General features: G+C 34.0%; 20 protein-coding genes. 16 read left to right on the plus strand and 4 right to left on the minus strand.

Annotated elements, in window-relative coordinates; all coding sequences use genetic code 11:
• The first annotated feature begins 15 nt into the window (after positions 1 to 15).
• The 9 genes from EV144_RS06420 (at position 16) to uvrB (ending at position 9,557) form a co-directional block, all read left to right on the plus strand.
• The gene (locus EV144_RS06420; RefSeq protein ID WP_134147191.1) at positions 16 to 2,397 is read left to right on the plus strand and encodes a TonB-dependent receptor; all 2,382 of its coding nucleotides are present in this window, start codon (positions 16 to 18) and stop codon (positions 2,395 to 2,397) included.
• A gap of 27 nt (positions 2,398 to 2,424) precedes the next feature.
• The gene (locus EV144_RS06425) at positions 2,425 to 3,246 is read left to right on the plus strand and encodes a DUF4249 domain-containing protein (RefSeq protein WP_134147193.1); all 822 of its coding nucleotides are present in this window, start codon (positions 2,425 to 2,427) and stop codon (positions 3,244 to 3,246) included.
• Between the two features lie 9 nt (positions 3,247 to 3,255).
• On the plus strand, positions 3,256 to 3,738 hold the full coding sequence (locus EV144_RS06430) for a GyrI-like domain-containing protein (RefSeq protein WP_134147194.1): 483 nt from the start codon (positions 3,256 to 3,258) through the stop codon (positions 3,736 to 3,738).
• A 4-nt stretch (positions 3,739 to 3,742) separates the two neighbouring features.
• Positions 3,743 to 4,186 carry a DUF1572 family protein gene (locus EV144_RS06435; protein WP_134147195.1) on the plus strand — a complete coding sequence of 148 codons (444 nt, stop codon included), beginning with the start codon at positions 3,743 to 3,745 and terminating at the stop codon, positions 4,184 to 4,186.
• A 102-nt stretch (positions 4,187 to 4,288) separates the two neighbouring features.
• Positions 4,289 to 4,951, plus strand: coding sequence for a thiamine diphosphokinase (locus tag EV144_RS06440; protein WP_134147196.1), 663 nt, complete (start codon positions 4,289 to 4,291; stop codon positions 4,949 to 4,951).
• A gap of 147 nt (positions 4,952 to 5,098) precedes the next feature.
• Entirely contained in the window at positions 5,099 to 6,049 is a 951-nt protein-coding gene (gene rlmF / locus EV144_RS06445) for a 23S rRNA (adenine(1618)-N(6))-methyltransferase RlmF (RefSeq protein WP_134147198.1), read from the plus strand.
• Between the two features lie 58 nt (positions 6,050 to 6,107).
• Complete coding sequence (locus tag EV144_RS06450) at positions 6,108 to 6,338, plus strand: hypothetical protein (RefSeq protein WP_134147199.1); 231 nt, start codon at positions 6,108 to 6,110, stop codon at positions 6,336 to 6,338.
• Between the two features lie 113 nt (positions 6,339 to 6,451).
• The gene (locus EV144_RS06455; protein WP_134147201.1) at positions 6,452 to 7,387 is read left to right on the plus strand and encodes an alpha/beta fold hydrolase; all 936 of its coding nucleotides are present in this window, start codon (positions 6,452 to 6,454) and stop codon (positions 7,385 to 7,387) included.
• Positions 7,388 to 7,565: 178 nt separating this feature from the next.
• The gene (gene uvrB, locus EV144_RS06460) at positions 7,566 to 9,557 is read left to right on the plus strand and encodes an excinuclease ABC subunit UvrB (RefSeq protein WP_134147203.1); all 1,992 of its coding nucleotides are present in this window, start codon (positions 7,566 to 7,568) and stop codon (positions 9,555 to 9,557) included.
• On the opposite strand, the gene EV144_RS06465 is transcribed toward uvrB, so the two are convergent.
• Positions 9,554 to 9,955: an excinuclease ABC subunit B gene (locus EV144_RS06465; protein WP_134147205.1), complete on the minus strand. Its 402-nt coding sequence runs from the start codon at positions 9,953 to 9,955 to the stop codon at positions 9,554 to 9,556. The genes uvrB and EV144_RS06465 overlap by 4 nt on opposite strands.
• Positions 9,956 to 10,010: 55 nt before the next feature.
• Here EV144_RS06465 and EV144_RS06470 point away from each other — a divergent pair, with 55 nt between their 5' ends.
• The 4 genes from EV144_RS06470 (at position 10,011) to EV144_RS06485 (ending at position 13,674) form a co-directional block, all read left to right on the plus strand.
• The gene (locus EV144_RS06470) at positions 10,011 to 10,811 is read left to right on the plus strand and encodes an alpha/beta hydrolase (RefSeq protein WP_134147207.1); all 801 of its coding nucleotides are present in this window, start codon (positions 10,011 to 10,013) and stop codon (positions 10,809 to 10,811) included.
• A gap of 13 nt (positions 10,812 to 10,824) precedes the next feature.
• Positions 10,825 to 11,835, plus strand: a complete 1,011-nt coding sequence (locus tag EV144_RS06475) for a dipeptide epimerase (RefSeq protein WP_134147208.1) — start codon at positions 10,825 to 10,827, stop codon at positions 11,833 to 11,835.
• A gap of 196 nt (positions 11,836 to 12,031) precedes the next feature.
• Positions 12,032 to 13,069: an aminotransferase class I/II-fold pyridoxal phosphate-dependent enzyme gene (locus EV144_RS06480; RefSeq protein ID WP_134147210.1), complete on the plus strand. Its 1,038-nt coding sequence runs from the start codon at positions 12,032 to 12,034 to the stop codon at positions 13,067 to 13,069.
• A 143-nt stretch (positions 13,070 to 13,212) separates the two neighbouring features.
• Complete coding sequence (locus tag EV144_RS06485; RefSeq protein WP_134147211.1) at positions 13,213 to 13,674, plus strand: DUF1456 family protein; 462 nt, start codon at positions 13,213 to 13,215, stop codon at positions 13,672 to 13,674.
• Between the two features lie 144 nt (positions 13,675 to 13,818).
• Here the strand turns inward: EV144_RS06485 and EV144_RS06490 are convergent, their stop codons facing one another.
• Together EV144_RS06490 and EV144_RS06495 are read right to left on the minus strand one after the other, a co-directional pair.
• The gene (locus EV144_RS06490; RefSeq protein WP_134147212.1) at positions 13,819 to 14,523 is read right to left on the minus strand and encodes a LytR/AlgR family response regulator transcription factor; all 705 of its coding nucleotides are present in this window, start codon (positions 14,521 to 14,523) and stop codon (positions 13,819 to 13,821) included.
• Between the two features lie 2 nt (positions 14,524 to 14,525).
• Positions 14,526 to 15,566 (minus strand): sensor histidine kinase, encoded by a 1,041-nt coding sequence (locus EV144_RS06495; RefSeq protein ID WP_134147214.1) that lies wholly within the window; start codon positions 15,564 to 15,566, stop codon positions 14,526 to 14,528.
• Positions 15,567 to 15,789: 223 nt separating this feature from the next.
• Between EV144_RS06495 and EV144_RS06500 the strand changes: the two genes are divergently transcribed.
• Positions 15,790 to 16,593, plus strand: coding sequence for a DUF5694 domain-containing protein (locus tag EV144_RS06500; RefSeq protein ID WP_134147215.1), 804 nt, complete (start codon positions 15,790 to 15,792; stop codon positions 16,591 to 16,593).
• A 228-nt stretch (positions 16,594 to 16,821) separates the two neighbouring features.
• Here the strand turns inward: EV144_RS06500 and sucC are convergent, their stop codons facing one another.
• Positions 16,822 to 18,015 (minus strand): ADP-forming succinate--CoA ligase subunit beta, encoded by a 1,194-nt coding sequence (gene sucC, locus EV144_RS06505; RefSeq protein WP_031453708.1) that lies wholly within the window; start codon positions 18,013 to 18,015, stop codon positions 16,822 to 16,824.
• A 414-nt stretch (positions 18,016 to 18,429) separates the two neighbouring features.
• Here sucC and gltB point away from each other — a divergent pair, with 414 nt between their 5' ends.
• Positions 18,430 to 22,947: a glutamate synthase large subunit gene (gltB, locus tag EV144_RS06510; protein ID WP_134147216.1), complete on the plus strand. Its 4,518-nt coding sequence runs from the start codon at positions 18,430 to 18,432 to the stop codon at positions 22,945 to 22,947.
• Between the two features lie 112 nt (positions 22,948 to 23,059).
• Positions 23,060 to 24,514 carry a glutamate synthase subunit beta gene (locus tag EV144_RS06515; protein WP_134147218.1) on the plus strand — a complete coding sequence of 485 codons (1,455 nt, stop codon included), beginning with the start codon at positions 23,060 to 23,062 and terminating at the stop codon, positions 24,512 to 24,514.
• Positions 24,515 to 24,625 lie beyond the last annotated feature (111 nt).

The following is a 24,625-nucleotide window of genomic DNA, read 5'->3' on the forward strand; positions in this document are numbered from 1 at the left end:
TTCAAAACCAAGACAATGATTCCAAAAAATATAACCATATTTCTTCTAATTATTTTATCTTCTTTTACGGCCTTTTCTCAGGAAAAATTTACATTAAGCGGCACCATAACCGACAACAAAAATAACGAGACTTTAATTGGTGTAAATATTTATATCCCCTCTCTAAAAATCGGAACTACAACCAACGAATATGGCTTTTATTCGCTAACAATTCCGAGCGGAGAACATCAAATCGAAATTACTTATGTTGGGTATCAAACCATTCAAAAAACAATTACTTTAAATCAAAATACTAAAAATAATTTCGCTTTAAGCGAAGGTGGCGAAGAACTTCAGGAAGTGGTTATTACCGATAATAAAGGTAAAGTCAATATAAAATCGCCAGAAATGAGTACCAACAAACTCTCTATTTCTACCATCAAAAGAATGCCTGTGGTTTTGGGCGAAGTCGATGTTTTAAAATCAATTTTACTTCTTCCGGGAGTTACAAATGCAGGTGAAGGCGCTTCTGGATTTAACGTTCGAGGCGGCGGTGCAGATCAAAACTTAATATTATTAGACGAAGCCACGATATTTAATTCTTCGCACGTATTTGGGTTTTTCTCTGTATTTAATCCTGATGCTATCAAAGATTTAAAATTATACAAAGGCGGAATCCCCGCACGTTACGGCGGAAGAGCTTCTTCTGTTTTAGACATTTACCAAAAAGACGGAAGCAGTAAAGATTTTCACATGAATGGAGGAATTGGATTAATCTCGAGCCGACTTCTTGCCGAAGGACCATTAGTAAAAGATAAAGGTTCTTTTTTAATTGGCGGAAGAGCTTCTTACGCACATTTATTTTTAAAACTCTCAGAAAAAAACAAAGATAATGCGGCTTATTTTTATGATTTAAATACAAAGCTGAGTTACAAACTAAACGATAACAACAGTTTATATCTGTCGGGATATTTTGGTCGTGATGTTTTTAGTTTAAATAAAAGATTTACGAATACTTACGGAAACTCGACCTTAAATCTTCGCTGGAATCATTTGTATTCTGATAAATTATTTTCGAATTTATCGTTGATTTACAGTGATTATTATTACGGACTTGATCTTGATTTTGTAGGCTTTAAATGGGATTCCGGAATTAAAAACTACGATATTAAGTATGATTTTAAACATTATATTTCAGATAAATTCAAACTAAATTATGGCTTAAGCGGTATTTATTATGAATTTAATCCCGGAACGATTAAACCAACTGGAGATGATTCTGGAATTAATCCAGACCAATTGGATAAAAAATATGCTTTTGAGCCGTCTGTTTATTTGGATGCCGAAAGTCAGCTTTCTAAAAAATTAACCGTTTCATACGGATTGCGTTATAGTTTATTTTATCGTTTAGGCTCATCTACAATTAATTATTATAACAATAATAATCCTGTCGTTTTTAATACTGATTTGCAGATTTACGAAAAAGGCACACCGTCTTCAACACAATATTTTGGCAAAAATAAAGTCGTTCAGGATTTTAATAATTTAGAACCAAGATTTGCAATATCCTATCAATTAAATGACGATCAGGCTGTAAAAGCAAGCTACAACAGAATGGCTCAATATCTTCAGTTAATTTCGAACACCTCATCGCCTACTCCGCTTGATGTCTGGATGCCGAGTGACAATTACATCAAACCTCAAATTGCAGATCAGGTGGCTTTAGGTTATTTTAGAAATATCAAAAATGGCACTTATTCACTTGAAGTAGAGACTTATTACAAAAAAATCCAAAACAGATTGGATTATATAGATGGTGCCGATTTAATTGCGAACGACGCTATTGAACAGGTAATTTTAAACGGACGAATGAGATCGTACGGACTTGAAGTTATGTTTAAGAAAAACGAAGGCAAATTTAATGGATGGATTTCTTATACGCTTTCAAAATCAGAACAACAAACGCCGGGAAGAACTCCAGAAGAAACAGGAATTAACAACGGGCAATGGTACAGTTCCGCGTACGACAAAAGACATAATCTAGCGGTTACATCTGCTTATAATTTGAATGAAAAATGGTCTTTTGGTGCTAATTTCGCTTTACAATCCGGACAGCCTGTTACGTATCCAAACGGACAATACGAATATTTAGGCATTACAGTTCCAAGTTACGGATTAAGAAATGAAGATCGTCTTCCTGCCTATCACCATTTAGATGTCTCGGCTACCTTAACACCAAGAAAAAATAAAGACAGAAACTGGAAAGGCGAATGGGTTTTTAGTATTTATAATTTGTACAATCGTCATAACGCCGCTTCAATAAACTTTCAGCAAAATGTAGATACGGGAGCAAATGAAGCTGTAAAAACTTCCATTTTCGGATTGGTTCCGGCGGTGAGTTATAATTTCAAATTTTAAAAATCACTTTCTGTAAAAAGATATATCATGAAAAAAATAAGCTTTTTAATCGTATTTTTTATATCGTTCTTCTTCATAAGTTGTGAAGAAGTGGTTGATGTTGATTTAGATACAGCGCCTCCAAAATTAGTCATTGAAGCTGCTATAAACTGGAAAAAAGGAACAGCCGGAAACCAGCAGACTATTAAATTATCTACCACAACGGGCTATTTTGAAAATGTAATTCCGGTTGTGTCTGGTGCCGTCGTATACATAAAAAACATTAAAAACCAGCAATTTAACTTTACAGAAGTACCTAAAACCGGGCGTTACGTCTGTAATAATTTTAAACCAGAAATTGAAGGACAATATACTTTGACTGTTATCTCTCGCGGCAATACTTATACAGCCAGCGAAACTTTAAAATCTGTTGCGCCTATTACCAGAATGGAGCAAAATAATGAAGGCGGTATTACCGGAACTGATATAGAAGTTCGAGCGTTTTATACTGATCCGGGTGATGAGGATAATTTTTATTTGTTTAAATATACTTATTCTAACAAAGTTACTTCAAGCTATTATGTTTCTGAAGACAAGTTTTATCAGGGAAACGAAATTTTCAGCAGTTCTGACGATGAAGATTTAAAAACGGGCGATAACATCGAAATCACGCATTACGGAATCTCAAAACAATATTACAATTATATGACTATCTTAGTAAGTATTGCAGGCAGTAATGTTGGCGGTCCATTTCAGTCACCTCCGGCAACCGTAAAAGGAAACATTATCAATACCACCGATAAAACAAATTATCCGCTTGGTTATTTTTCTCTTAGCGAAATTGACACAAAACAATATAAAATTGAATAATTTTGTAAGATGAAAAACCGAATTGAGTATTTAACCGAAAAAAAACTGATTGGTAAACACATCGAGATGTCGTTTATCGAAAATAAGACTTTTCAATTATGGAAAGGTTTTATGCCAAAACGCAGATATATTAGAAATTCGGTTGATTCTAATTTATATTCTCTTGAAGTTTTTCCTGATGGACATTTTGATAATTTTGACCCAAATAATATTTTTCAAAAATGGGCCGCAGTCGAAGTCATCGATTTTGAACATATTCCAGCTGAAATGGAGACCTTAATAATCCCAAGTGGTTTATATGCGGTTTTTATTCATAAAGGACCGCAGACAGAAGGGCACAAAACCTATCATTCTATTTTTGTTGAATGGCTTCCAAACTCAGAATACACTGTAGACAACAGACCGCATTTTGCTGTAATGGACGAAAAATATAAAAAAGACGATCCCGATTCTGAAGAAGAAATCTGGATTCCGATAAAAAATAAAATATAACATTATGTTAATCGAAACACTAAAATCGCTTTTTGATCGAGATTTAAACAAATTAAAAGTAGAAATTGAATCTTATCAAGATGAAACTCAACTTTGGATAATTGACAAAAACATTTCTAATTCTGCCGGAAATTTATGTCTGCATCTTATTGGAAACATCAATCATTTTATAGGAGTACAAATCGGAAAAACAGATTACGTTAGAAATCGTGAACTCGAATTTTCATTAAAAAATGTTCCAAGAACAGAATTAATCCAAAAAATCGAAGATACAATTGTAGTCGTTAATAACGCGCTTGATTCTGTGACACAAAGTGACTTAGAAGCAATTTATCCTTTAGTTGTTTTTGAGAAAGAAATGAAAACCGAATATTTCTTAGTGCATCTTGCTATGCATTTATCTTATCATTTGGGACAGATTAATTATCACCGTAGATTAGTTTTTTAAAGGTGCAAAGGTTCTGAGGTGCAAAGGCGCAAAGGTAGCAAGCGTTAAAAGCAAATCTAAAATCTAAAATCTAAAATCTACATTCTAAAATCAAAAATCAAAATGTCTTCACACCATATCGTACGCGACGACCAGGAACCTGCATTAATTATTGCCAACGGCGCAGCTTGTAATCCAGAATTATTAGGGCAATTGCTTGAATGGTCTCCACTTGTTGTTGTGCTCGATTCTGCTATGGAACGAGTTATAGATTTAGGCATAAAAGTAGATGTACTTTTGGGGGATTTCGACCGCGGTTTTGATCCCGAAATCTACAAAACCACACAATTTCCGATCGAAATTATTCGCGCTCCAGACCAAAACAAAACTGATCTCGAAAAAGCTTTTGATTATTTAATAGAAAGAAAAATTCCTGCTGTAAACGTAATTTGGGCAACCGGAAGACGTGCCGATCATACAATTACAAATCTTACCAATATTGTTCGTTATAGAAATCTGCTTAAAATTGTAATTCTGGACGACCATTCTAAAATATTTTTACTGCCTAATAAATTCGAAAAATGGTACACCGAGAAAACGCCAATCTCTCTAATACCAATTGGAATTGTAAACGGAATTAATTCTATTAATTTAGAATATCCGCTCGAAAACGACACCTTAACAATGGGGTACAGAACCGGAAGCAGTAATTCTGTCGCTCAGGACGGAATTGTTACCATTACACATTCTGATGGTGATTTGCTTTTAATGGAATGTTTTGATTGATTTTGTCACTCTGACCGAAGTCGAAAGGCAACAATCACAAGATTTTAATCGATTGGGATTTGGAATTTAAAACTTGGAATTTCTTCCAGATTCATAACAATCTTTTTTCCAAAAAAGGAATGACTATCTTTGCAGCAAATACACCAAATGAAAGCAATAGACAATTCTGAAAAAAACAATTTACATCCTCGAAATCTTCACCGTTCGCGTTATGATTTTGAGTTACTTACTACCAATTGTCCAGAATTAAAAAATTATGTTTCTATCAATAAACATCAAATAGAAACTATTGATTTCAGCGATCCAAAAGCCGTAAAAGTGCTTAATAAAGCTTTACTGCAAACCTATTATAATTTTGGTTTTTGGAATATTCCTGCTAATTATCTGTGTCCGCCAATTCCTGGCCGTGCAGATTACATTCATTATATCGCCGATTTATTAGCAGAAACCAATAACGGAGAAATTCCAACAGGAAATTCAGTTTTAGGTTTAGATATCGGAACAGGTGCGAATTTAATCTATCCGATATTAGGACACGCCATTTACGACTGGAGTTTTGTTGGAACCGACATTGATAAAAAAGCAATTGAAAATTGCAGTAAAATTATCGAAGCCAACCCAAAATTAATCGATGCAATAAGTTTACAGCAACAAACCGAAGCACGTTTTATTTTCAAAAATATTATAACTCCCGAAGATCGTTTTACGTTTACAATTTGTAATCCGCCCTTTCATGCGTCTGCTGCAGAAGCCAATAAAGCAACGAGCAGAAAAGTCGGAAACTTAAATCCAAAGGACAAGAAAACCTCAAATCCTGTCTTAAATTTTGGCGGTCAAAATGCAGAATTGTGGTGCGACGGCGGCGAAATTGGTTTTGTAACTCAAATGATTTACGAAAGTGCCAAATATTCAAGACAATGCCTTTGGTTTACTACTTTGGTTTCAAAAAAAGAAAACCTAAAAAGTATTTACAACATACTTAAAAAAGTAAACGCATTGAATGTCAAAACAATCGACATGTCGCAAGGTCAGAAAAACAGCCGAATTATTGCGTGGAGTTTTTTAACAGAAACGGAACAAAAAACCTGGAAAATTTAAAATTTTTCATTGCTTTTTATTCATTAAGTTTCGTAACTTAGAGATAAAACATCTCTATATGAACACACTTACACTTAAAAATACGTTGATTTCTGAAATCAATCAAATTGATGATGCCACTTTTTTATCTGCTTTAAAAACAATTGTAGACAGCAGAAAAGCATCTTCAGAAAATTTATCTGAGACATATAATTACGATTATACTTTATCTGAACAAGATAGTACAGAGAATAATTTTTACTCTCAATCTGAAATTATGACTGAGATTGAAAAATGGAAAAACGCATAAAATTTAAACTTAAAGTATATTTTAAGACCTTATAATTTTGATATTTTAAACCAAAATTATATTACGCAGTCCAGGTCTTTTTCAAGTACATTTAGTGTATCTAATTCACTATTATGCTTAAAAATTCACTACAAATTGTGGTCTTATTTCTTTTGGTCGGTTGTTCTGCTACAAAAGCAAAATTTGAAGATTACAGCTTTAAAACTAAAAAAGACAAAGACTCTTACACTCAATCTTACAACAAAGCTTTAAAACTTTGGGACATTCCCTATTCTGAAGAAGATATTAAAACTTCTTACGGAACGGCTCATGTCGTAATTGCCGGCCCAAAAAACGGTAAAGATCTAGTATTACTTCACGGTATGGATGCCAGTTCTACAATGTGGTATCCAAATATTAAAGTTCTTGCCAAAAATCATCGCGTTTATGCCATCGATTTTTTAATGGAACCCAATAAATCAACTTTAACAGCAAAACCGCTTTCAATAGAAGAAATTGCGATTTGGTACAATGAGATTTTTAAACATTATAAATTAAAAGATTTCGATATTGTGGCGGCTTCACGTGGTGGCTGGATCGCAACATTATTAGCGACTCAAAAATCAAATTCGATTGATAAAATTGTTTTGTTAAGTCCGGCGCAAACTTTTAAATTCATTGACAAAATCGGGAAAACATCTTCGGCATTAATGCTTAAACTTTTTCCAAACGAAAAAAAATTCGGAAAGACATTAAGTGCATTCTCAACCCATCCAGAAAAAATAAGTCCGATATATAAACGACAATTTTATCTTGCCAATAAATACGCAAAATCAAATTCGAGTATGCTCAAAATGCATCCTTTTTCGGATAAAGAATTAGAATCAATCCAAAATCCTGTTTTGGTTTTAATCGGCGACCACGATATTATTAACGGTAAAGAAAGTGCAGAACGTGCACAAAAATATTTAGCCAACAGCAAGATAAAAATCATAAAAGATGCAGGACATTTTTTAAGCATCGATCAATCTAAAATAGTAAATGATGCTATGATCGATTTCTTGAAATGATTTTTTTAGCCACGAATTATTTTTTTGCCACGAATTACACTAATTACACTAATTTTTTTGTGTAGGATTTGACCAAATTTCTGTACTCAATTTAATTCGTGTAATTCGTGTAATTCGTGGCAAAAAAACTAAAAACAATCTTTGTATCTTTACAAAACTAAATTTTCAGCCTCTAAAAATGAAATTCCAAGTCTCTTCAGAATACAGTCCAAAAGGTGATCAGCCGCAAGCCATTCAAAAATTGGCACAAGGCGTAGTTGATGGCGAAAAATATCAAACATTATTAGGAGTTACAGGTTCTGGTAAAACTTTTACCGTTGCCAATGTTATTGAAGAAGTACAAAGACCAACTTTGGTTTTAGCACACAACAAAACTTTGGCGGCACAATTGTATTCAGAATTCAAACAATTTTTCCCAAATAATGCCGTAGAATATTTCGTTTCTTACTACGATTATTATCAGCCAGAAGCTTTTATGCCCGTTACAGGAGTATTTATCGAGAAAGATTTATCTATCAACGAAGAGCTTGAAAAAATGCGTTTAAGCACCACTTCTTCCCTACTTTCGGGTCGTCGTGATATTTTGGTTGTAGCTTCTGTTTCTTGTTTGTATGGTATTGGAAATCCCGTAGAATTTAAGAAAAACGTAATTGAAGTTTTTAGAGATCAGGTAATTTCGAGAACCAAATTACTGCACAGTTTAGTTCAGAGTTTATACGCCAGAACCGAAGCCGATTTTAATCCCGGAACCTTCAGAATTAAAGGCGATACTGTAGAAGTTTATCCAAGTTATGCGGATGATGCTTTTAGAATTCACTTTTTTGGAGACGAAATCGAAGAAATAGAATCTTTTGATGCCAAGACTTCTCAAGTAATAGAAAAATTTAAAAGACTCACGATTTACCCAGCCAATATGTTTGTGACTTCTCCAGAAGTTCTGCAAGGCGCAATTTGGGAAATTCAGCAGGATTTAGTTAAACAAGTTGATTATTTTAAAGAAACAGGAAAACATCTTGAAGCAAAACGTCTGGAAGAACGAACTAATTTTGATTTGGAAATGATTCGCGAATTAGGATACTGTTCTGGAATTGAGAACTATTCGCGTTATCTTGACGGAAGACAAGCCGGTACTAGACCTTTCTGTTTATTAGATTATTTTCCGAATGATTTTTTAATGGTTGTTGACGAAAGTCACGTAACGGTTTCGCAGGTTCACGCCATGTACGGTGGCGATAGAAGCCGTAAAGAAAATCTGGTTGAATACGGTTTTAGACTTCCCGCAGCAATGGACAACCGTCCGTTGAAATTTGAAGAATTTGAAGCTTTACAAAACCAAGTAATTTACGTTTCTGCAACTCCTGCAGATTACGAATTGCAAAAATCAGATGGTATTTATGTTGAGCAGATTATTCGTCCGACAGGATTATTAGATCCAATAATTGAAGTTCGCCCGAGTTTAAATCAGATTGATGATTTAATTGAAGAAATTCAGGTAAGATGTGAATTAGACGAAAGAGTTTTGGTAACGACTTTAACCAAAAGAATGGCCGAAGAATTGGCAAAATATTTAACCAAAGTAAATGTTCGCTGTCGTTATATTCACTCTGAAGTGGATACTTTGGAACGTATCGAAATTATGCAGGATTTACGAAAAGGTATTTTTGATGTTCTTATTGGAGTAAACTTGCTTCGTGAAGGTTTGGATTTACCTGAAGTTTCGCTTGTTGCGATTTTGGATGCCGATAAAGAAGGTTTTCTTCGTAATCACAGATCGCTTACGCAAACTATTGGTCGTGCAGCGAGAAACTTAAACGGGAAAGCTATTTTGTATGCAGATAAAATTACGGCAAGTATGCAAAGAACAATTGACGAAACGGAATACAGAAGAACGAAACAAATCAACTTTAATACGGCAAATAATATTACGCCACAGGCTTTGAACAAAAAGATTGAAAGTGCTTTTACTAAAAATCCATTGGTTGAATATGAATTAGGTCATACGTTACCTGCTGCTGCCGAACCGGAAACAAAATATATGTCTAAAGGCGATTTGGAAAAAATGATTCGTGAAAAACGTAAATCTATGGAAAAAGCCGCTAAAGAATTAGACTTTTTACAGGCGGCAAAACTGCGTGATGATATTAAAAAATTACAGGAACAATTGGCTTAATTATGTTGTTCCTGAAATACTTTTAGTAAAATTTTCGGGTCAATAATGGCGTTTGGCGCATTTTTCATTAATCCTAAAATGCGTTTTACGGCTCCAGGATTTAGTCCCATTCCTAGCGCAATTTGTTGTATGGCCTGAGATTCTCTTTCGTGCAAAACTCCGTCGCAATACATAATCAATGCCAATCTGTAAAACTGCTGAATGCGTTGAAACTCTGATTTTAAAATAGAAGGATAACTTTCCTGATGAAATAAGTCAAGAAAAACATCTTTATTAATCTTTAATTCCTGAGCCACAATCCACAAAAATTCATATTCTCTTTTGTGCAATTCGCCATCTACAGTAGAAAAAGCAATCATTTCTAAAAGTAAACCCTTCTTTTCTATCTCGCTATTCATCTAATTTATTATTTTTAGCTAAATTATTGTTTTTAAATTAAAACACAAAAAATTGATGATTCGAGGATTTTTCTTTTTGATTGCATTATGCATGACCTCTCTTGGAAATGCACAGGAAAGTACGGCTTCTAAAAACGTCTCGACCTTTACTATTGAAGCGCCGCAACTCAAAACCACAAAAAAAATCTGGATTTATCTGCCCGAAAATTATTCAAAAAACATCCAAAAAAAATATACAGTAATGTATATGCATGATGCCCAAAATTTATTTGACGCTAAGACTTCTTTTGTTGGCGAATGGAATGTCGACGAAAAACTGGACAGCTTAAAAGCGCAGGTAATTGTGGTTGGAATTGAACACGGAAATGACAAACGAATTGAGGAATTAACGCCTTATAAAAACGAAAAATACGGCGGAGGAAATGCTGACAATTATCTTGAATTTATTGTAAAAACACTAAAACCTTATATCGATAAAAATTACAGAACCAAAACCAACGCAAAAAATACCATTATTATGGGAAGTTCGCTTGGCGGATTGGTTTCGTTTTATGCCGTATTAAAATATCCGGAAGTATTTGGAAAAGCGGCTGTTTTCTCGCCTTCATTTTGGTTTTCAAAAGATATTTTTGCTTTAGCCGAAAAAGCTCCAAAAATAAAGACCAAAATTTACTTTTTGTGTGGTGATAAAGAAGACGACGATATGGTAAAAGATATGACCAAAATGGAACGCTTACTAGACACAAAACGTTGTTATTGTCTGCATCTTACCAAATCAAAAATTGTAAAAGGCGGCGAGCATAACGAAAAACTCTGGCGCGATCATTTTGCAGAAGCTTATTTGTGGTTGAATTAAAAAAATAAAAGATATGGAATTGATTTTAAGAGAATACAATTTAAAACTAAAACACACTTTTACCATTTCCAGAGAATCGATTGATTTTCAGCCTTCGCTGATTGTTGAACTAAAAAGTGATGGTTTTTCTGGTTTTGGAGAAGCCACTTCAAATCCGTATTACAAAACTACGGTTCCGGTGATGATGCAGGATTTAGAAAAAATCAGAACCATTATTGAAGCTTCAGATAATGAAACTCCCGAAGTTTTTTGGGCAAAAATTTATCCGCATTTAGAACACGATATGTTTGCTTTGTGCGCTTTAGATTTGGCGTATAATGATTTATATGCGCGTAAAAAAGGCAAAAAATTATACGATTTATGGGACTATTCTATTGATAAAAACCCAATGACAGATTATACCATCGGGATTGCTTCTATAGAAAAAATGGTTTCTAAAATGCAGGAACTTCCGTGGCCGATTTATAAAATTAAATTAGGAACCAAAGAAGATATTGCGATTGTAAAAGAACTTAGAAAACATACTAATGCTGTTTTTAGAATTGATGCCAACTGCGATTGGGATGTTGACGAAACGATTAACAATTCGATTGAATTAAAAAAATTAGGCGTAGAATTTTTAGAACAACCTATAAAAGCTGATAATTGGGAAGGTCACGCGGCAATTTTTAAACATTCTGCTTTACCCATTATTGCCGATGAAAGTTGTATTATCGAAGAAGATGTTGCAAAATGTTTCAATCATTTTCATGGTGTAAATGTCAAATTGGTAAAATGCGGCGGACTGACTCCGGGGAAACGTATGATTGAACATGCCAAAAAATTAGGTTTAAAAACTATGGTTGGATGCATGACAGAATCTACGGTTGGTATTTCTGCAATTGCACATTTGTTACCACAATTAGATTATGTCGATATGGATGGTGCGCTGCTTTTAGCTCAAGACATTGCGACTGGCGTAACGATAAAAGATGGCGTAATCAGTTATTCTGAACTCAACGGAACTGGAGTAACTTTAATATAATAAGTATATTATTTTAACACATAGAGACATAGCTTTTCTTTGTCTATAAATAAAGGCATTTCACTTTTCATCAAAACACATAGCTATGTGTGAGAAACGAGTTTCTTTAAAAATTCTTTTATTGAATCTAAAAGAAATCTATGTTTCTATGTGTTTAAAAAACACAACATACCAAATTAACTTTAATTTAAATTGAATGAAAGTCAACCAATTTCCTGATCGAATTATCGAAATAGACCAAGAACAGTATTTGTATTTTGGTGGAACGGCTTATTTGGGTTTATCGACTCATAAAGCGTTTCAGGAATTGGTCATAAAAAATATTCAGAGATGGGGAACAACTTACGGAAGTTCCAGAAATGCGAATATAAAATTAACCGCTTATGATGATGGCGAAGCATTTTTAGCACAACATATAAAAGCCGAATCTGCCGTTACAGTTTCGTCTGGAATGCTGGCAGGAAAAATTGTTTTGGATGAATTGAATAAAGAAACGGATTGCTATTTTCATTTTCCGAACACGCATCCGGCGATAAAAACTTCTAATAGTTTACCTCTTTTTATTGAAGGCAAAATCAATTCACGATTATTAAGTATTGAAAAAGAAAAAATTACAATTCTTACCGATGGCGTTCCTTCTTATCAAACAAAAGCAATTGATTTATCGGTTTTAAAGGAGGTTTCAAAAAATAAAGAAATTACTCTGGTTGTTGATGAATCACACTCTCTTGGAATTCTAGGCGAAAATGGTTCTGGAATTTATTCGGAAATTGAACTTCCTATTAAACGAAAAATTCTGGTTTCTTCTCTGGGAAAAGCTTTTGGTTTAACGGGCGGCATAATTGCGAGTGATACTTCTTTTATCAATCAAATTAAAAAACTAGATACGTTTATTTCTGCTGCCGGAATGAATCCTGCTTTTGTGCAAACACTTGCTGAAGCCTCTGAAATATATAAGACACAGCATCAAAAACTCTTAGAAAATCTCATTTATATAGATTCAAAACTCATTAAAAATGAGAACATTAAATTTGACAAAACATATCCTTTAATTTATATTGAAATAGAAAGTATTACCGAAATTCTGAAAGCTAATAATATAATTATTGCCAATTTCAGATATCAGGAAAATTCAAAAGATATTAATAGAATTGTGATTACGGCCAATCATAAAAAAGAAGATTTAGACAAAATAATTAGTGTTTTGAATGAGTATAATTCTCGTTTGCAGTGATTTTTTGCCACTAATTTCACGAATTTACACGAATTATGATGCTTAAAAACGTACCTTTGTAAAAAATTTAGGCACAGTTTATAATTCCTGAAAAAGATTGCAGGAACTTGAAACGTGAAACAAAAAACCTGAAACAAAAAAAAATGACGAATAACGATATACTTAAAAAACTGCGCGTGGCTTTGATGCTCCGTGACGACCAAATAGTTGAAATTTTAGAATTAGTAGATTTTAGAATTTCAAAATCAGAATTGGGCGCTTTTTTTAGAGCCGAAGATCACGAAAATTATATGGAATGCGGCGATCAGGTTTTGCGTAATTTCCTAAACGGATTGGTGATTCATTTAAGAGGAACTAAGGAAAATCCGAAAAATCCAAATGATGTTTTAGCAAAACATAAAGCTGAAATTCCGAAGAAAGAAAATACTAAGGACAGACCAGAATTTAAAGCTGCACCAAAAGACAGCGAAAGAGCTCGAGGTGATCAGAAACCTTCGAAAACAGGTTCTGCTAACAGACCTAAGAAGAAAGAATTTCCAAAAGGTAACGGAAAGGTACAAGTTGTCGAAAAAGTAGTTTACAAAAACGGTAAGAATAAGAAATAATATACTTTGAGGTTTTTTACCACAAAGTTCACAAGGATTACGCAAAGTTCGCAAAGCCATATTGATAAAGCTTTGCGAACTTTGTGCTTTTAATCATAATCTAAGATAAAAATCTTTGCCTGCTTTGCGGTTAAAGAAAAAAAATTAGATCTTATTTTTATCAATCTGCTCAAAAAAAGCATCTTTATAAGTCGCACCAATCGGCAGTTCTTTTCCATTAATAAAAACAGAAAAACTATCTGTAGATTCTACATGTTTTAGCGCTATAACGTAAGATTTATGAATCTGAATAAAATCATTTTCAGGCAAAGATTCTATTACATTTTTAAGCGAAGAATGTGTAATAATTTGCTGTTTCTGAGTATGAATACAAACATAATTCTGCAGACTTTCTACATACAAAATATCATCTAAAATTACTTTCTGAAATTTGTTTTTCCCATCTGTTTTAATGAAAATAAATTCTGCTGTATTGTTAGTTACTACTTCGGTTTTAACCTCAGAATTCAGTTTTGAAACGGCTTGATAAAACCTTTCAAACGCAATCGGTTTTAATAAATAATCAACGGCATTGAGCTCAAAACCTTCTAAAGCAAAATCGGGATAAGCGGTCGTAAAAATCACTTTTACATCTTTAGAAATTATTCGCGAAAGCTGTAAACCCGTTAATTGTGGCATTTGAATATCCAGAAAAATAACATCCACTTTATTCGAATTCAGAAACTCTAAAGCTTTCAGCGAATCATTAAAAACGCCCACTTCTTCCAGAAAAGAAACTTTCTCGACATAGTTTTTCAGAATGCGAGTTGCAGGCGGTTCATCATCAATAATAATACATTTAAACTTCATGCTTATTTTTTTAATGGGATTTTCAGATACATTTTAAAGGTATTATTTTCTGCTGTTTTTTTAAGTATAAATTTATCTTTATACGTATATTCTAAACGTTTCATTAGGTTATCAAAACCAATTCCGGTTGAGTAATAATTTTCTCCTCCAATTGTATAATTAAAGGTAGAAATTTCTAAAAAATCGCCTTTAATATCAATTGAAATTATCGCTCTTTTTTCCGGATCATTTAGCTTTCCATGTTTAAAAACATTTTCTATAAAATGGATTAAAACCGATGGTAAAATCTTTTCAATCGTATAATCTCCTTCTATAGAAAAATCTAAATACAACTGATCTTCAAATCTTTTCTGCTGTAAATGTATGTAGTTTTTTATAAATTGAATTTCTTTAGAAAGCAAAGCTTCGTCTTTGTCTGTTTCTGTAATTACGTAACGAAGCAAGTCTGACAGCACTAAGACGTCGGCTGCTATTTCGTCATCTTTTCCAATTAACTGACTGTAAAACGAGTTTAAGGTATTGAATAAAAAATGCGGACTTACCTGTGATTTCAGCATTTGGAATTCGGCTTTTTTATTCTCTAAAAGTAATTCCTGATTTTGTTTTTGCGTTTCCTGAAAATGCCAGAATAAATAGCTTAAAGAACTTAAAACTACAGCCGGTAATCCGAAGAAAAAATTGTCTCTGACATAGAATGTTATTTCTCTGGATTTTTCTACATAATTATGAGTTCCAGTAATTTGAAATAGAATAATTTCCTGAAAAAGATATCTGACTCCTGCAAATAAAACTAACGAAACAGGAATCGTTAACAAATAAATAAAGATCTTTTTTTTGTTTAAAAACCAATTGCAGAATGTATAAAAATTGAAAACATAAATGGTGAAAATTGCCAGCAACTGCGTAAACGAAAACAGAAAAAATATTTTATTAAATATAAAAGTTCCGTCTTTTTGACCCACTCCGATGTCCCAAATATAAAAAACAATAAAAAGCCCAAAGAAAAGGACAATATGGTAGTAGAAAGGGATTTTTAGTCTCACGATTGTTTTAGAATATATTCAAAAGTACAATTATAGCTTTTAATGAAATCAATTTTTATATGAAACACGCATTTCTGTTGATGAACTATTAGAAATATTACATGAACTTTTTGAGATGGTAATTTCTATTGTTGATGAAATGAAACCTGGAGTTCATCAAAAATTAAAAAATGGGTTGTAAATCTCTTCTACTTTCGCATTGAATTTAAAACAAATCATCATCATGCAAAAAATCATTTTACTATTAGTACTTCTTACTTTAACTGCTGTTTCTGGTCAATCAAAGAAAAAGCAAATTTTAATTATTGGAACTTTTCATTTTGAAAATCCCGGACTTGATATCGCCAAAGTCAAAACTTTTAATGTTATGACAGACAAAAGCCAAAAGGAACTTGAAAATATTACGAATAAAATCAAGGATTTTGGCCCGGACAAAATTTTTGTAGAATGGAGTTTTGACAGACAAAATAAGCTGGATAAATTTTATGCTAAAAACACAGATAGTTTACTTCATAAAGATGCTGACGAAATTGTACAATTGGCTTTACGCTCTGCAAAGAAATTAGGTCATAAAAAATTGTATGGAATTGATTATAATGAAACTAATTTCCCATACGATAGTTTGACTAAAGGCATGAAAGAAGCCAATCAGTTGGATTTATTAAAAACCAATCTGGAAACAATGGCGTATTATGAGAATTCTTTTAATGAGAAAATTACAAAATACAGCTTAACTGAACTTCTTGTAGATACGAATACTAAAAAATCTAGTACAGATAATGTTTCATGGTATTTGGCAACGGCAAATCGAGGTGGAAAAACAGACAATTTTGTGGGTGCTTATTTGGTGTCTGAATGGTACAGAAGAAATCTTTATATGTATTCTTTAATTCAAAAACTTACAGAGAGTAAAGATGATAAAGTTATGCTGCTTTTGGGTGCGGGACATACTGCAATGCTGCGCGAGTTTATAAAATATGATCCTACTTTTGAAATTGTAGAATTGGAAACTATTTTGAAAAAATAAACTTTATGATTTAACTACAAAAGGTGCAAGTTTTTTTCACGCAGATTTGGCAGATTGAGCAGATTTATTCTTTTTGATAAAAATCTGCGTAAATCTTTAAACAAATAGAAAATCAGCTATATCTGCCAAATCTGCGTGAAACTAAAATACTGTAGTTATGCCGATTAAAAACAAAAAAATCCTAAGTTTTCACTTAGGATTTTTTATATAATTGAATTTCTTATTTAATTAAGAAAGTGCAGCTTTAACTTGATCAGCAGCTTCTTGGAATTGAACTGCAGATAAAATTGGCATTCCAGAATTATCAATTAATTCTTTTGCAATTTCAGCGTTTGTTCCTTGAAGACGTACAATGATTGGCACATTGATAGCGTCACCCATGTTTTTGTAAGCATCAACAACACCTTGAGCAACACGGTCACAACGAACGATTCCACCAAAGATGTTAATTAAGATCGCTTTTACGTTTGGATCTTTCAAGATAATTCTGAAAGCAGTTTCAACACGTTTAGCATCAGCAGTTCCACCAACGTCTAAGAAGTTAGCAGGCTCAAAACCAGCGTATTTAATTAAGTCCATAGTTGCCATTGCAAGACCAGCACCGTTTACCATACATCCAACTGTTCCGTCAAGATCTACGTAATTTAAACCTACTTCTTTAGCTTCTACTTCGATTGGATTCTCCTCACGGATATCACGCATTTCAGCGTATTTTGGTTGTCTGTATAAAGCATTATCATCGATATTTACTTTAGCATCAACAGCCATAATTTTGTTGTCAGATGTTTTTAACACAGGGTTGATTTCAAACATAGAAGCATCAGAACCAATGTAAGCATTGTATAATGCGTCGATGAATTTCACCATTTCTTTGAAAGCATTTCCAGAAAGACCTAAGTTAAAAGCAATTCTTCTTGCTTGAAAACCTTGTAATCCAACAGAAGGATCTACTTCTTCAGTAAAAATTAAGTGTGGTGTGTGCTCAGCAACTTCTTCAATATCCATTCCACCTTCAGTAGAATACATAATCATGTTGCGTCCTGTAGCTCTATTCAATAAAACAGAAACATAAAATTCAGAAGTTTCGCTTTCTCCAGGATAGTAAACATCTTCTGCTACTAAAACTTTGTTTACTTTTTTACCTTCAGCAGAAGTTTGAGGTGTAATCAATTGCATTCCGATAATTTGTCCTGCAATTTCTTCAACTTGTTGTAAATTTTTAGCAAGCTTAACTCCACCACCTTTTCCACGACCACCTGCGTGAATTTGTGCTTTAATTACGTGCCATCCTGTTCCAGTTTCGGCAGTTAATTGTTTTGCAGCAGCTACAGCTTCAACTGCATTGTTAGCCACAATTCCGCGTTGAATGCGTACTCCGTAACTCGCTAAAATTTCTTTTCCTTGATATTCGTGTATGTTCATAATATAGAATTTGTCTGGTTCTGAATTTATTTCAGAATAAAAGTGCGACAAAAATAGCAAAATTCAACTTAATAGTAAAATCTTTTTCAATTAAAAATAAGTCAAATCTATATTGACTGGATATTCCTTTTCAAAGAAAACAAATCGTTAAACAATTGCATACAAAAAGTTAACATTAAGCTGCTATAACGTTTGAGATTTAACAAAAAGATCAACGATTTCAATAGGTAAGAGACGATTTTTCTTAATATATTTTAAAGCCCATTATGATTTTGTCAATTCACAATGGTTATAATAATATTATTATCAATTAAGAACCCTTTTTCTAATATTACAACAAAAATGTAAGTGAATGTATAATTTCAATATAGAATGTTTAACGAAATCTTTATTTTTGTAGAAAAAATATCAAGAATGAGAGTTAAAGAACAAGGGCTTTATTTGCCTGAATTTGAACACGACAACTGTGGTGCAGGATTTATTTGTAATTTGAATGGTATTAAGTCAAATGATATTATTCACAAAGCATTGGATATCTTAATAAAATTGGAACATCGTGGTGCCGTTAGTTCTGATGGAAGAACCGGAGACGGAGCTGGAATTTTATTTGATATTCCACACGCTTTTTTTAAAAAAGTATGTGATTTTGAAATCCCTGAAACGCGTGAGTATGCAGTAGGAATGGTTTTTTTACCAAAAAGCAAAAACCAGGTTTCTTTTTGTATTAATGCTTTCGAATCTACAATCAAAGATCAGAATTTAAAGATCTTAGGTTGGAGAGATGTACCTGTTGACGTTGAAAATCTAGGGCAGATTGCCGCAGAAAAAGAACCAACAGTTAAACAAGTTTTTGTTAGCAAAAACGGTCAGGATTTAACTGAACAAGAATTTAATGCAAAACTTTTTGCAGCTAGAAAAATTGCAGAACACGCTATTAGAGGCTCTAAAACCTCTGAAAGCCATATGTTTTATTTTACTAGTTTATCGACAACTACTATTATATATAAAGGTCTATTGATGCCGGAAGACATCAGCAGATATTATATTGACTTGAAAGATCCAGACTTGGTAACGCGTCTTGCGCTTGTTCACCAACGTTTCTCTACTAATACTTTCCCTTCTTGGGATCTTGCACAGCCATTTAGATACATGTGTCATAATGGTGAGATCAATACGCTTCGTGGAAACGTAAGCCGTATGCGTGCTCGTGAAGAACTAATGGAAAGCAAAATTTTTGGTGACGATATCAAAAAATTATTCCCAATTATCTTAGAAGGAAAATCAGATTCTGCTTCTATGGATATGGTGGTTGAACTTTTATTGATGACGGGCCGTTCTTTACCAGAAGCGATGATGATGGTGGTTCCTGAAGCTTGGGAAAAACACCAGACTATGAGCGAGGAAAAGAAAGCATTCTACGAGTTTAACGCTTGTATTATGGAACCTTGGGATGGTCCAGCTTCTATTCCGTTTACAGACGGAAACGTAATTGGAGCTTTACTAGACAGAAATGGTTTACGTCCTTCTCGTTATACTTTAACACACAGTGGTTTCGTAATTATGTCGTCTGAAATTGGTGTTCTTGACATCGATCCAGAAGATGTAATTCAGCACGGTCGTTTGGAGCCGGGAAAAATGTTCCTTGTTGACATGAACGAAGGTCGTATCATCGAAGACGAAGAAGTTAAGAAAACAATTGTAACAAAACGTCCGTATAAAGAATGGGTTGATGCTAATTTGCTTCCTTTATCTAAAGTTCCTTACACGAACAACCCTACTCCTGTTGAAAAACTTGATTTTCAGACAAGACAACGTTTGTTTGGTTACACTATTGAAGATTTAAAAACAATCATAAACCCAATGGGATCTGATGGTGCAGAAGCTATTAGTTCTATGGGTAACGATACGCCATTGGCTGTTTTATCAGATCAGCCACAATTATTGTACAACTATTTCAAACAATTATTTGCTCAGGTAACTAACCCTCCTTTGGATGGTATTCGTGAGGAAATCATTACCGATATCAGTTTAGCAATTGGAGGCGATTTCAATATTTTTGAAATTGAATCAAAACAATGTAAAAAATTAAAAATCCAAAATCCGGTTATCTCAAACGAGGATTTAGATAAAATTAGAAACATTGATCACGAAGATTTTAAATCGGCTACAATTTCTACTTTATATAAAATAGAAAAAGGAGTTAACGGTTTAGAGCGTGCATTAGAAAAATGTGTTCAGGCAACTTTCAAAGCAGTTTCTGAAGGATGTAATATTATCATTCTTTCAGACAGAGGCGTGAGCGAAGAATTAGCGCCAATTCCTATGTTATTGGCTTGTTCTTACATTCACCACTCATTAAACATCTTGAAAGTTCGTTCTAAATTCGGAATCATAATCGAATCTGCAGAACCGCGTGAACCACATCATTTTGCTTTATTGTTTGGATACGGTGCAAGTGCAATTAATCCTTATATGGTTAACGAAATCATTCACGACCAGGTAAAAGAAGGATTTATTACTAAAGTTAAAGCTGATTACGCAATCATCAACTATAATAAAGCGACTGCAAAAGGAATCGTTAAAATCATGAACAAAATCGGTATCTCTACTTTACATTCGTACAGGGCTGCTCAGATTTTCGAGATTTTAGGTTTAAACAAAACATTCTCTTCTAAATATTTCCCTTACACACCTTCTAGAATTGAAGGAATTGGTTTGATGGAAATTGAAAAAGAAGTGAAGAAACGTTTCCAAAAAGCTTTCCCAAATTCAAAAATCGCCAACTTATTGCCTTTAGAAATTGGAGGTATTTACAGATGGAGACGTGGCGGAGAAAAACACATGTTTAACCCGACTACAATTTCTAAATTGCAACAAGCTGTTCGTTTAAACAGCCCAGAAAGTTATAAAGAATATTCTAATGCCGTTAACGAGCAAAGCTCAAACTTAATGACTATTAGAGGTTTATTCGAATTTAATAATTTGGATCCAATTTCTATTGATGAAGTAGAACCTTGGACAGAAATTGTGAAAAAATTCAAAACTGGTGCGATGTCTTACGGATCTATTTCGAGAGAAGCGCATGAGAATTTGGCTATCGCAATGAACAGAATTGGTGGAAAAAGTAATTCTGGAGAAGGTGGAGAAGATCCTAAACGTTTCCAGAAAGAAATTAACGGAGATTCTAGAAACAGTGCGATCAAACAAGTGGCTTCGGGACGTTTTGGTGTTTCGATCAACTATTTGACAAACGCTAAAGAAATCCAAATCAAAATGGCTCAGGGAGCGAAACCTGGAGAAGGTGGACAATTACCTGGAGAAAAAGTAGTGCCGTGGATTGCTGAAACTAGAAACTCTACACCTTATGTAGGTTTGATTTCGCCTCCGCCTCACCACGATATTTACTCTATTGAGGATTTATCTCAGTTGATTTATGATTTGAAAAATGCGAACCGTGAAGCTCGTGTAAACGTAAAATTAGTATCAGAAGTTGGAGTTGGAACTATTGCTGCCGGTGTTGCTAAAGCAAAAGCTGACGTTATCTTAATTTCTGGTTATGACGGAGGAACTGGTGCTGCACCACTAACTTCATTACAACACACTGGTATTCCGTGGGAACTTGGTTTAGCAGAAGCACAACAAACTTTGATTCTGAATGATTTAAGAAGCCGTGTAGTTTTAGAGTGTGACGGACAGTTGAAAACAGGTCGTGACGTTGCTATCGCTGCTTTACTTGGAGCTGAAGAATTTGGTTTTGCAACTGCACCGCTTGTAGCTTCTGGATGTATCATGATGAGAGCTTGTCACTTAAATACATGTCCAGTTGGTATTGCAACTCAGGATCCAGAATTGAGAAAAAATTTCAAAGGAACTCCAGAGCACGTAATTAACTTTATGTATTTTATTGCTGAGGAATTGAGAGAGATTATGGCTCAGTTAGGTTTCAGAACATTAAAAGAAATGGTAGGTCAGTCACAAAAATTAAATGTGAACAAAGCCATCAAACATTATAAAGCAAATGGTTTAGACTTGTCTCCTATTTTATACAAACCGGAAAAAGCGAAACATGTGCCAATTCACAATACAACACAGCAAGATCACGAACTTGACAATGTATTGGATTTTGATATCATTAAAGAAGCGATTCCATCTATCTATAGAAAAGAAAAAACAAGAGTTACCTTTAAGATTAAAAATACAGACCGTTCTGTAGGTGCTATTTTGAGTAATGAAATCTCAAAAATATATGGCGCACAAGGTTTACCTGATGACACTATTTTAGTTGATTTTGAAGGTTCTGCCGGACAAAGTTTTGGTGCTTTTGCAACAAACGGATTGTCGTTTAAAATTCACGGAAACTGTAATGATTATTTAGGAAAAGGACTTTCTGGAGGAAAATTAATTATCAAAGTACCTCCTACTGCAACTTTCAAACCTGAAGAAAACATCATTATCGGAAACGTTGCCCTTTACGGAGCTATTACCGGAGAGGCGTATATTAATGGAATGGCCGGAGAGCGTTTCTGTGTTAGAAATTCTGGAGCAACTGCGGTTGTTGAAGGAATTGGAGATCACGGTTGCGAGTACATGACCGGTGGTACAGTAGTTGTTTTAGGAAAAACAGGAAGAAACTTCGCAGCTGGTATGAGCGGTGGTGTTGCTTATGTTTACGACCCAAACAAGAAATTTGATGCTACAGTTTGTAATATGGAAATGGTTGCCTTTGATCCAATCGAGGAAGAAGACGTTACCAAACTAAGAAAACTGATCAAAAATCATTCATTGTACACCAGCAGTCCATTAGCAAAAAGAATTTTAGCAGACTGGGAAAATGAACAAAAGCACTTCGTAAAAGTAATGCCAACTGATTACAAAAAAGCATTACAAAGAATTGCAGAAGAGAAAAAAATAGAAGAATTAATTGCAGACTAAATTTTAGATTTTAGAGTTCAGATTTTAGATTTCTTCACTATGTCTTCCTGAGCGAAGTCGAAGGATTTGGAATTTGGAATTTCAGAAATTGAAATTTTTAATTAAAAATGTCATGGGTAAAATAGGCGGATTTAAAGAATATAGCAGAGCCGACGAAAGTAATTTAGCAGTAGCAGAACGTGTTTCTAACTACAACGAATTTACTATTCCGTTAGCAAAAGATAAAATAAAAGAACAAGGTTCAAGATGTATGGATTGTGGTATTCCTTTTTGCCACAGCAGCTGTCCGTTAGGAAATTTAATTCCTGACTTCAACGACATGGTACATCAGGAAGAATGGGAAAGCGCATTGAAGATTTTACAATCTACAAACAACTTCCCGGAATTTACAGGTCGCTTATGCCCTGCTCCATGTGAGAAATCATGTGTATTAGGAATCATTAAAGATCCTGTAGCTATCGAAAACATCGAGAAAAACATTGTTGAAAGAGGTTTTGCAGAAGGTTGGATTAAACCACAAACTCCTGCAAAAAGAACAGGAAAAACAGTTGCCGTTATTGGTTCTGGACCTGCAGGTCTTGCAGCTGCACAGCAATTAAACAGAGCCGGACACACGGTTACAGTTTTTGAAAGAGACAATGCAATTGGAGGTTTATTACGTTACGGAATTCCAAATTTTAAATTAGAAAAAGGAATTATCGACAGACGTGTGGCTATTCTTGAAGCTGAAGGAATCACTTTTAAAGTAAACGTAAATGTTGGAGTGAACTTTAGCGTAAGCGAATTAAATGCTTTCGATTCTATCGTTTTATGCGGTGGAGCAACAGAAAGAAGAGGTTTGCCAACTAAAGGTGCTGACAGCAAAGGAGTTGTTCAGGCAATGGATTTCTTGACACAACAAACTAAAGTTGTTTTTGGAGAATCTATTCCAGACCAAGTAAAAGCAACTGGTAAAAACGTAATTGTAATTGGTGGTGGAGATACAGGTTCAGATTGTATCGGAACTTCTAACAGACACGGCGCTAAATCGGTTACTAACTTTGAGATTTTGCCAAAACCTCCGGTTGGAAGAAGCGAGTCAACACCTTGGCCTTTCTGGCCTTTGCAGTTGAAAACTTCATCTTCTCACGAAGAAGGTTGCGACAGAAACTGGTTAATCAATACTAAAGAATTTATTGCTAATGATAAAGGGGAATTAACCGGATTAAAAACCGTTGAAGTACAATGGAAAATGACTCCGGGACAAAGACCTGAATTAATCGAAAAAGAAGGTTCTGAAAAAATCTGGCCTTGCGAATTGGCTTTATTAGCTTTAGGATTTACAGGTCCTGAAAAAACATTAAGCGAGCAATTAGGAATCGAAACGGATATGAGAAGCAATTACAAAGCTCATAATTATCAGACAAACGTTCCTCATATTTTCACTGCCGGAGATATGCGCCGTGGACAATCATTAATCGTGTGGGCTATTTCAGAAGGTCGCGAAGCTGCAAGAGAAGTAGATTTATTCCTTATGGGATCTACCAACTTGCCTACTAAAGGAAAAGGAGATTTACCGAGTTTGTAATTTTTTTTAAGGTTCAAAGGTGCTAAGGTTCTAAGGGACTAAGGTTTTCTCACTGGATCTTAAAACTGAAATTATAAAATCTCTATTCCGATAACAACATAACTACTAACA

The organism is Flavobacterium sp. 270 (genome assembly GCF_004368785.1).
In the GTDB taxonomy this organism is placed as follows: domain Bacteria; phylum Bacteroidota; class Bacteroidia; order Flavobacteriales; family Flavobacteriaceae; genus Flavobacterium.

Coding starts and splice junctions, on each gene's coding strand:
- EV144_RS06490 (WP_134147212.1), bottom strand. CDS start 14,523: ATGAAGTTTAAATGTATTATTATTGATGATGAACCGCCTGCAACTCGC.
- EV144_RS06435 (WP_134147195.1), top strand. CDS start 3,743: ATGTTAATCGAAACACTAAAATCGCTTTTTGATCGAGATTTAAACAAA.
- EV144_RS06455 (WP_134147201.1), top strand. CDS start 6,452: ATGCTTAAAAATTCACTACAAATTGTGGTCTTATTTCTTTTGGTCGGT.
- EV144_RS06425 (WP_134147193.1), top strand. CDS start 2,425: ATGAAAAAAATAAGCTTTTTAATCGTATTTTTTATATCGTTCTTCTTC.
- uvrB (WP_134147203.1), top strand. CDS start 7,566: ATGAAATTCCAAGTCTCTTCAGAATACAGTCCAAAAGGTGATCAGCCG.
- EV144_RS06440 (WP_134147196.1), top strand. CDS start 4,289: ATGTCTTCACACCATATCGTACGCGACGACCAGGAACCTGCATTAATT.
- sucC (WP_031453708.1), bottom strand. CDS start 18,015: ATGAACATACACGAATATCAAGGAAAAGAAATTTTAGCGAGTTACGGA.
- EV144_RS06475 (WP_134147208.1), top strand. CDS start 10,825: ATGGAATTGATTTTAAGAGAATACAATTTAAAACTAAAACACACTTTT.
- EV144_RS06420 (WP_134147191.1), top strand. CDS start 16: ATGATTCCAAAAAATATAACCATATTTCTTCTAATTATTTTATCTTCT.
- EV144_RS06515 (WP_134147218.1), top strand. CDS start 23,060: ATGGGTAAAATAGGCGGATTTAAAGAATATAGCAGAGCCGACGAAAGT.
- rlmF (WP_134147198.1), top strand. CDS start 5,099: ATGAAAGCAATAGACAATTCTGAAAAAAACAATTTACATCCTCGAAAT.
- gltB (WP_134147216.1), top strand. CDS start 18,430: ATGAGAGTTAAAGAACAAGGGCTTTATTTGCCTGAATTTGAACACGAC.
- EV144_RS06485 (WP_134147211.1), top strand. CDS start 13,213: ATGACGAATAACGATATACTTAAAAAACTGCGCGTGGCTTTGATGCTC.
- EV144_RS06450 (WP_134147199.1), top strand. CDS start 6,108: ATGAACACACTTACACTTAAAAATACGTTGATTTCTGAAATCAATCAA.
- EV144_RS06480 (WP_134147210.1), top strand. CDS start 12,032: ATGAAAGTCAACCAATTTCCTGATCGAATTATCGAAATAGACCAAGAA.
- EV144_RS06500 (WP_134147215.1), top strand. CDS start 15,790: ATGCAAAAAATCATTTTACTATTAGTACTTCTTACTTTAACTGCTGTT.
- EV144_RS06430 (WP_134147194.1), top strand. CDS start 3,256: ATGAAAAACCGAATTGAGTATTTAACCGAAAAAAAACTGATTGGTAAA.
- EV144_RS06470 (WP_134147207.1), top strand. CDS start 10,011: ATGATTCGAGGATTTTTCTTTTTGATTGCATTATGCATGACCTCTCTT.
- EV144_RS06465 (WP_134147205.1), bottom strand. CDS start 9,955: ATGAATAGCGAGATAGAAAAGAAGGGTTTACTTTTAGAAATGATTGCT.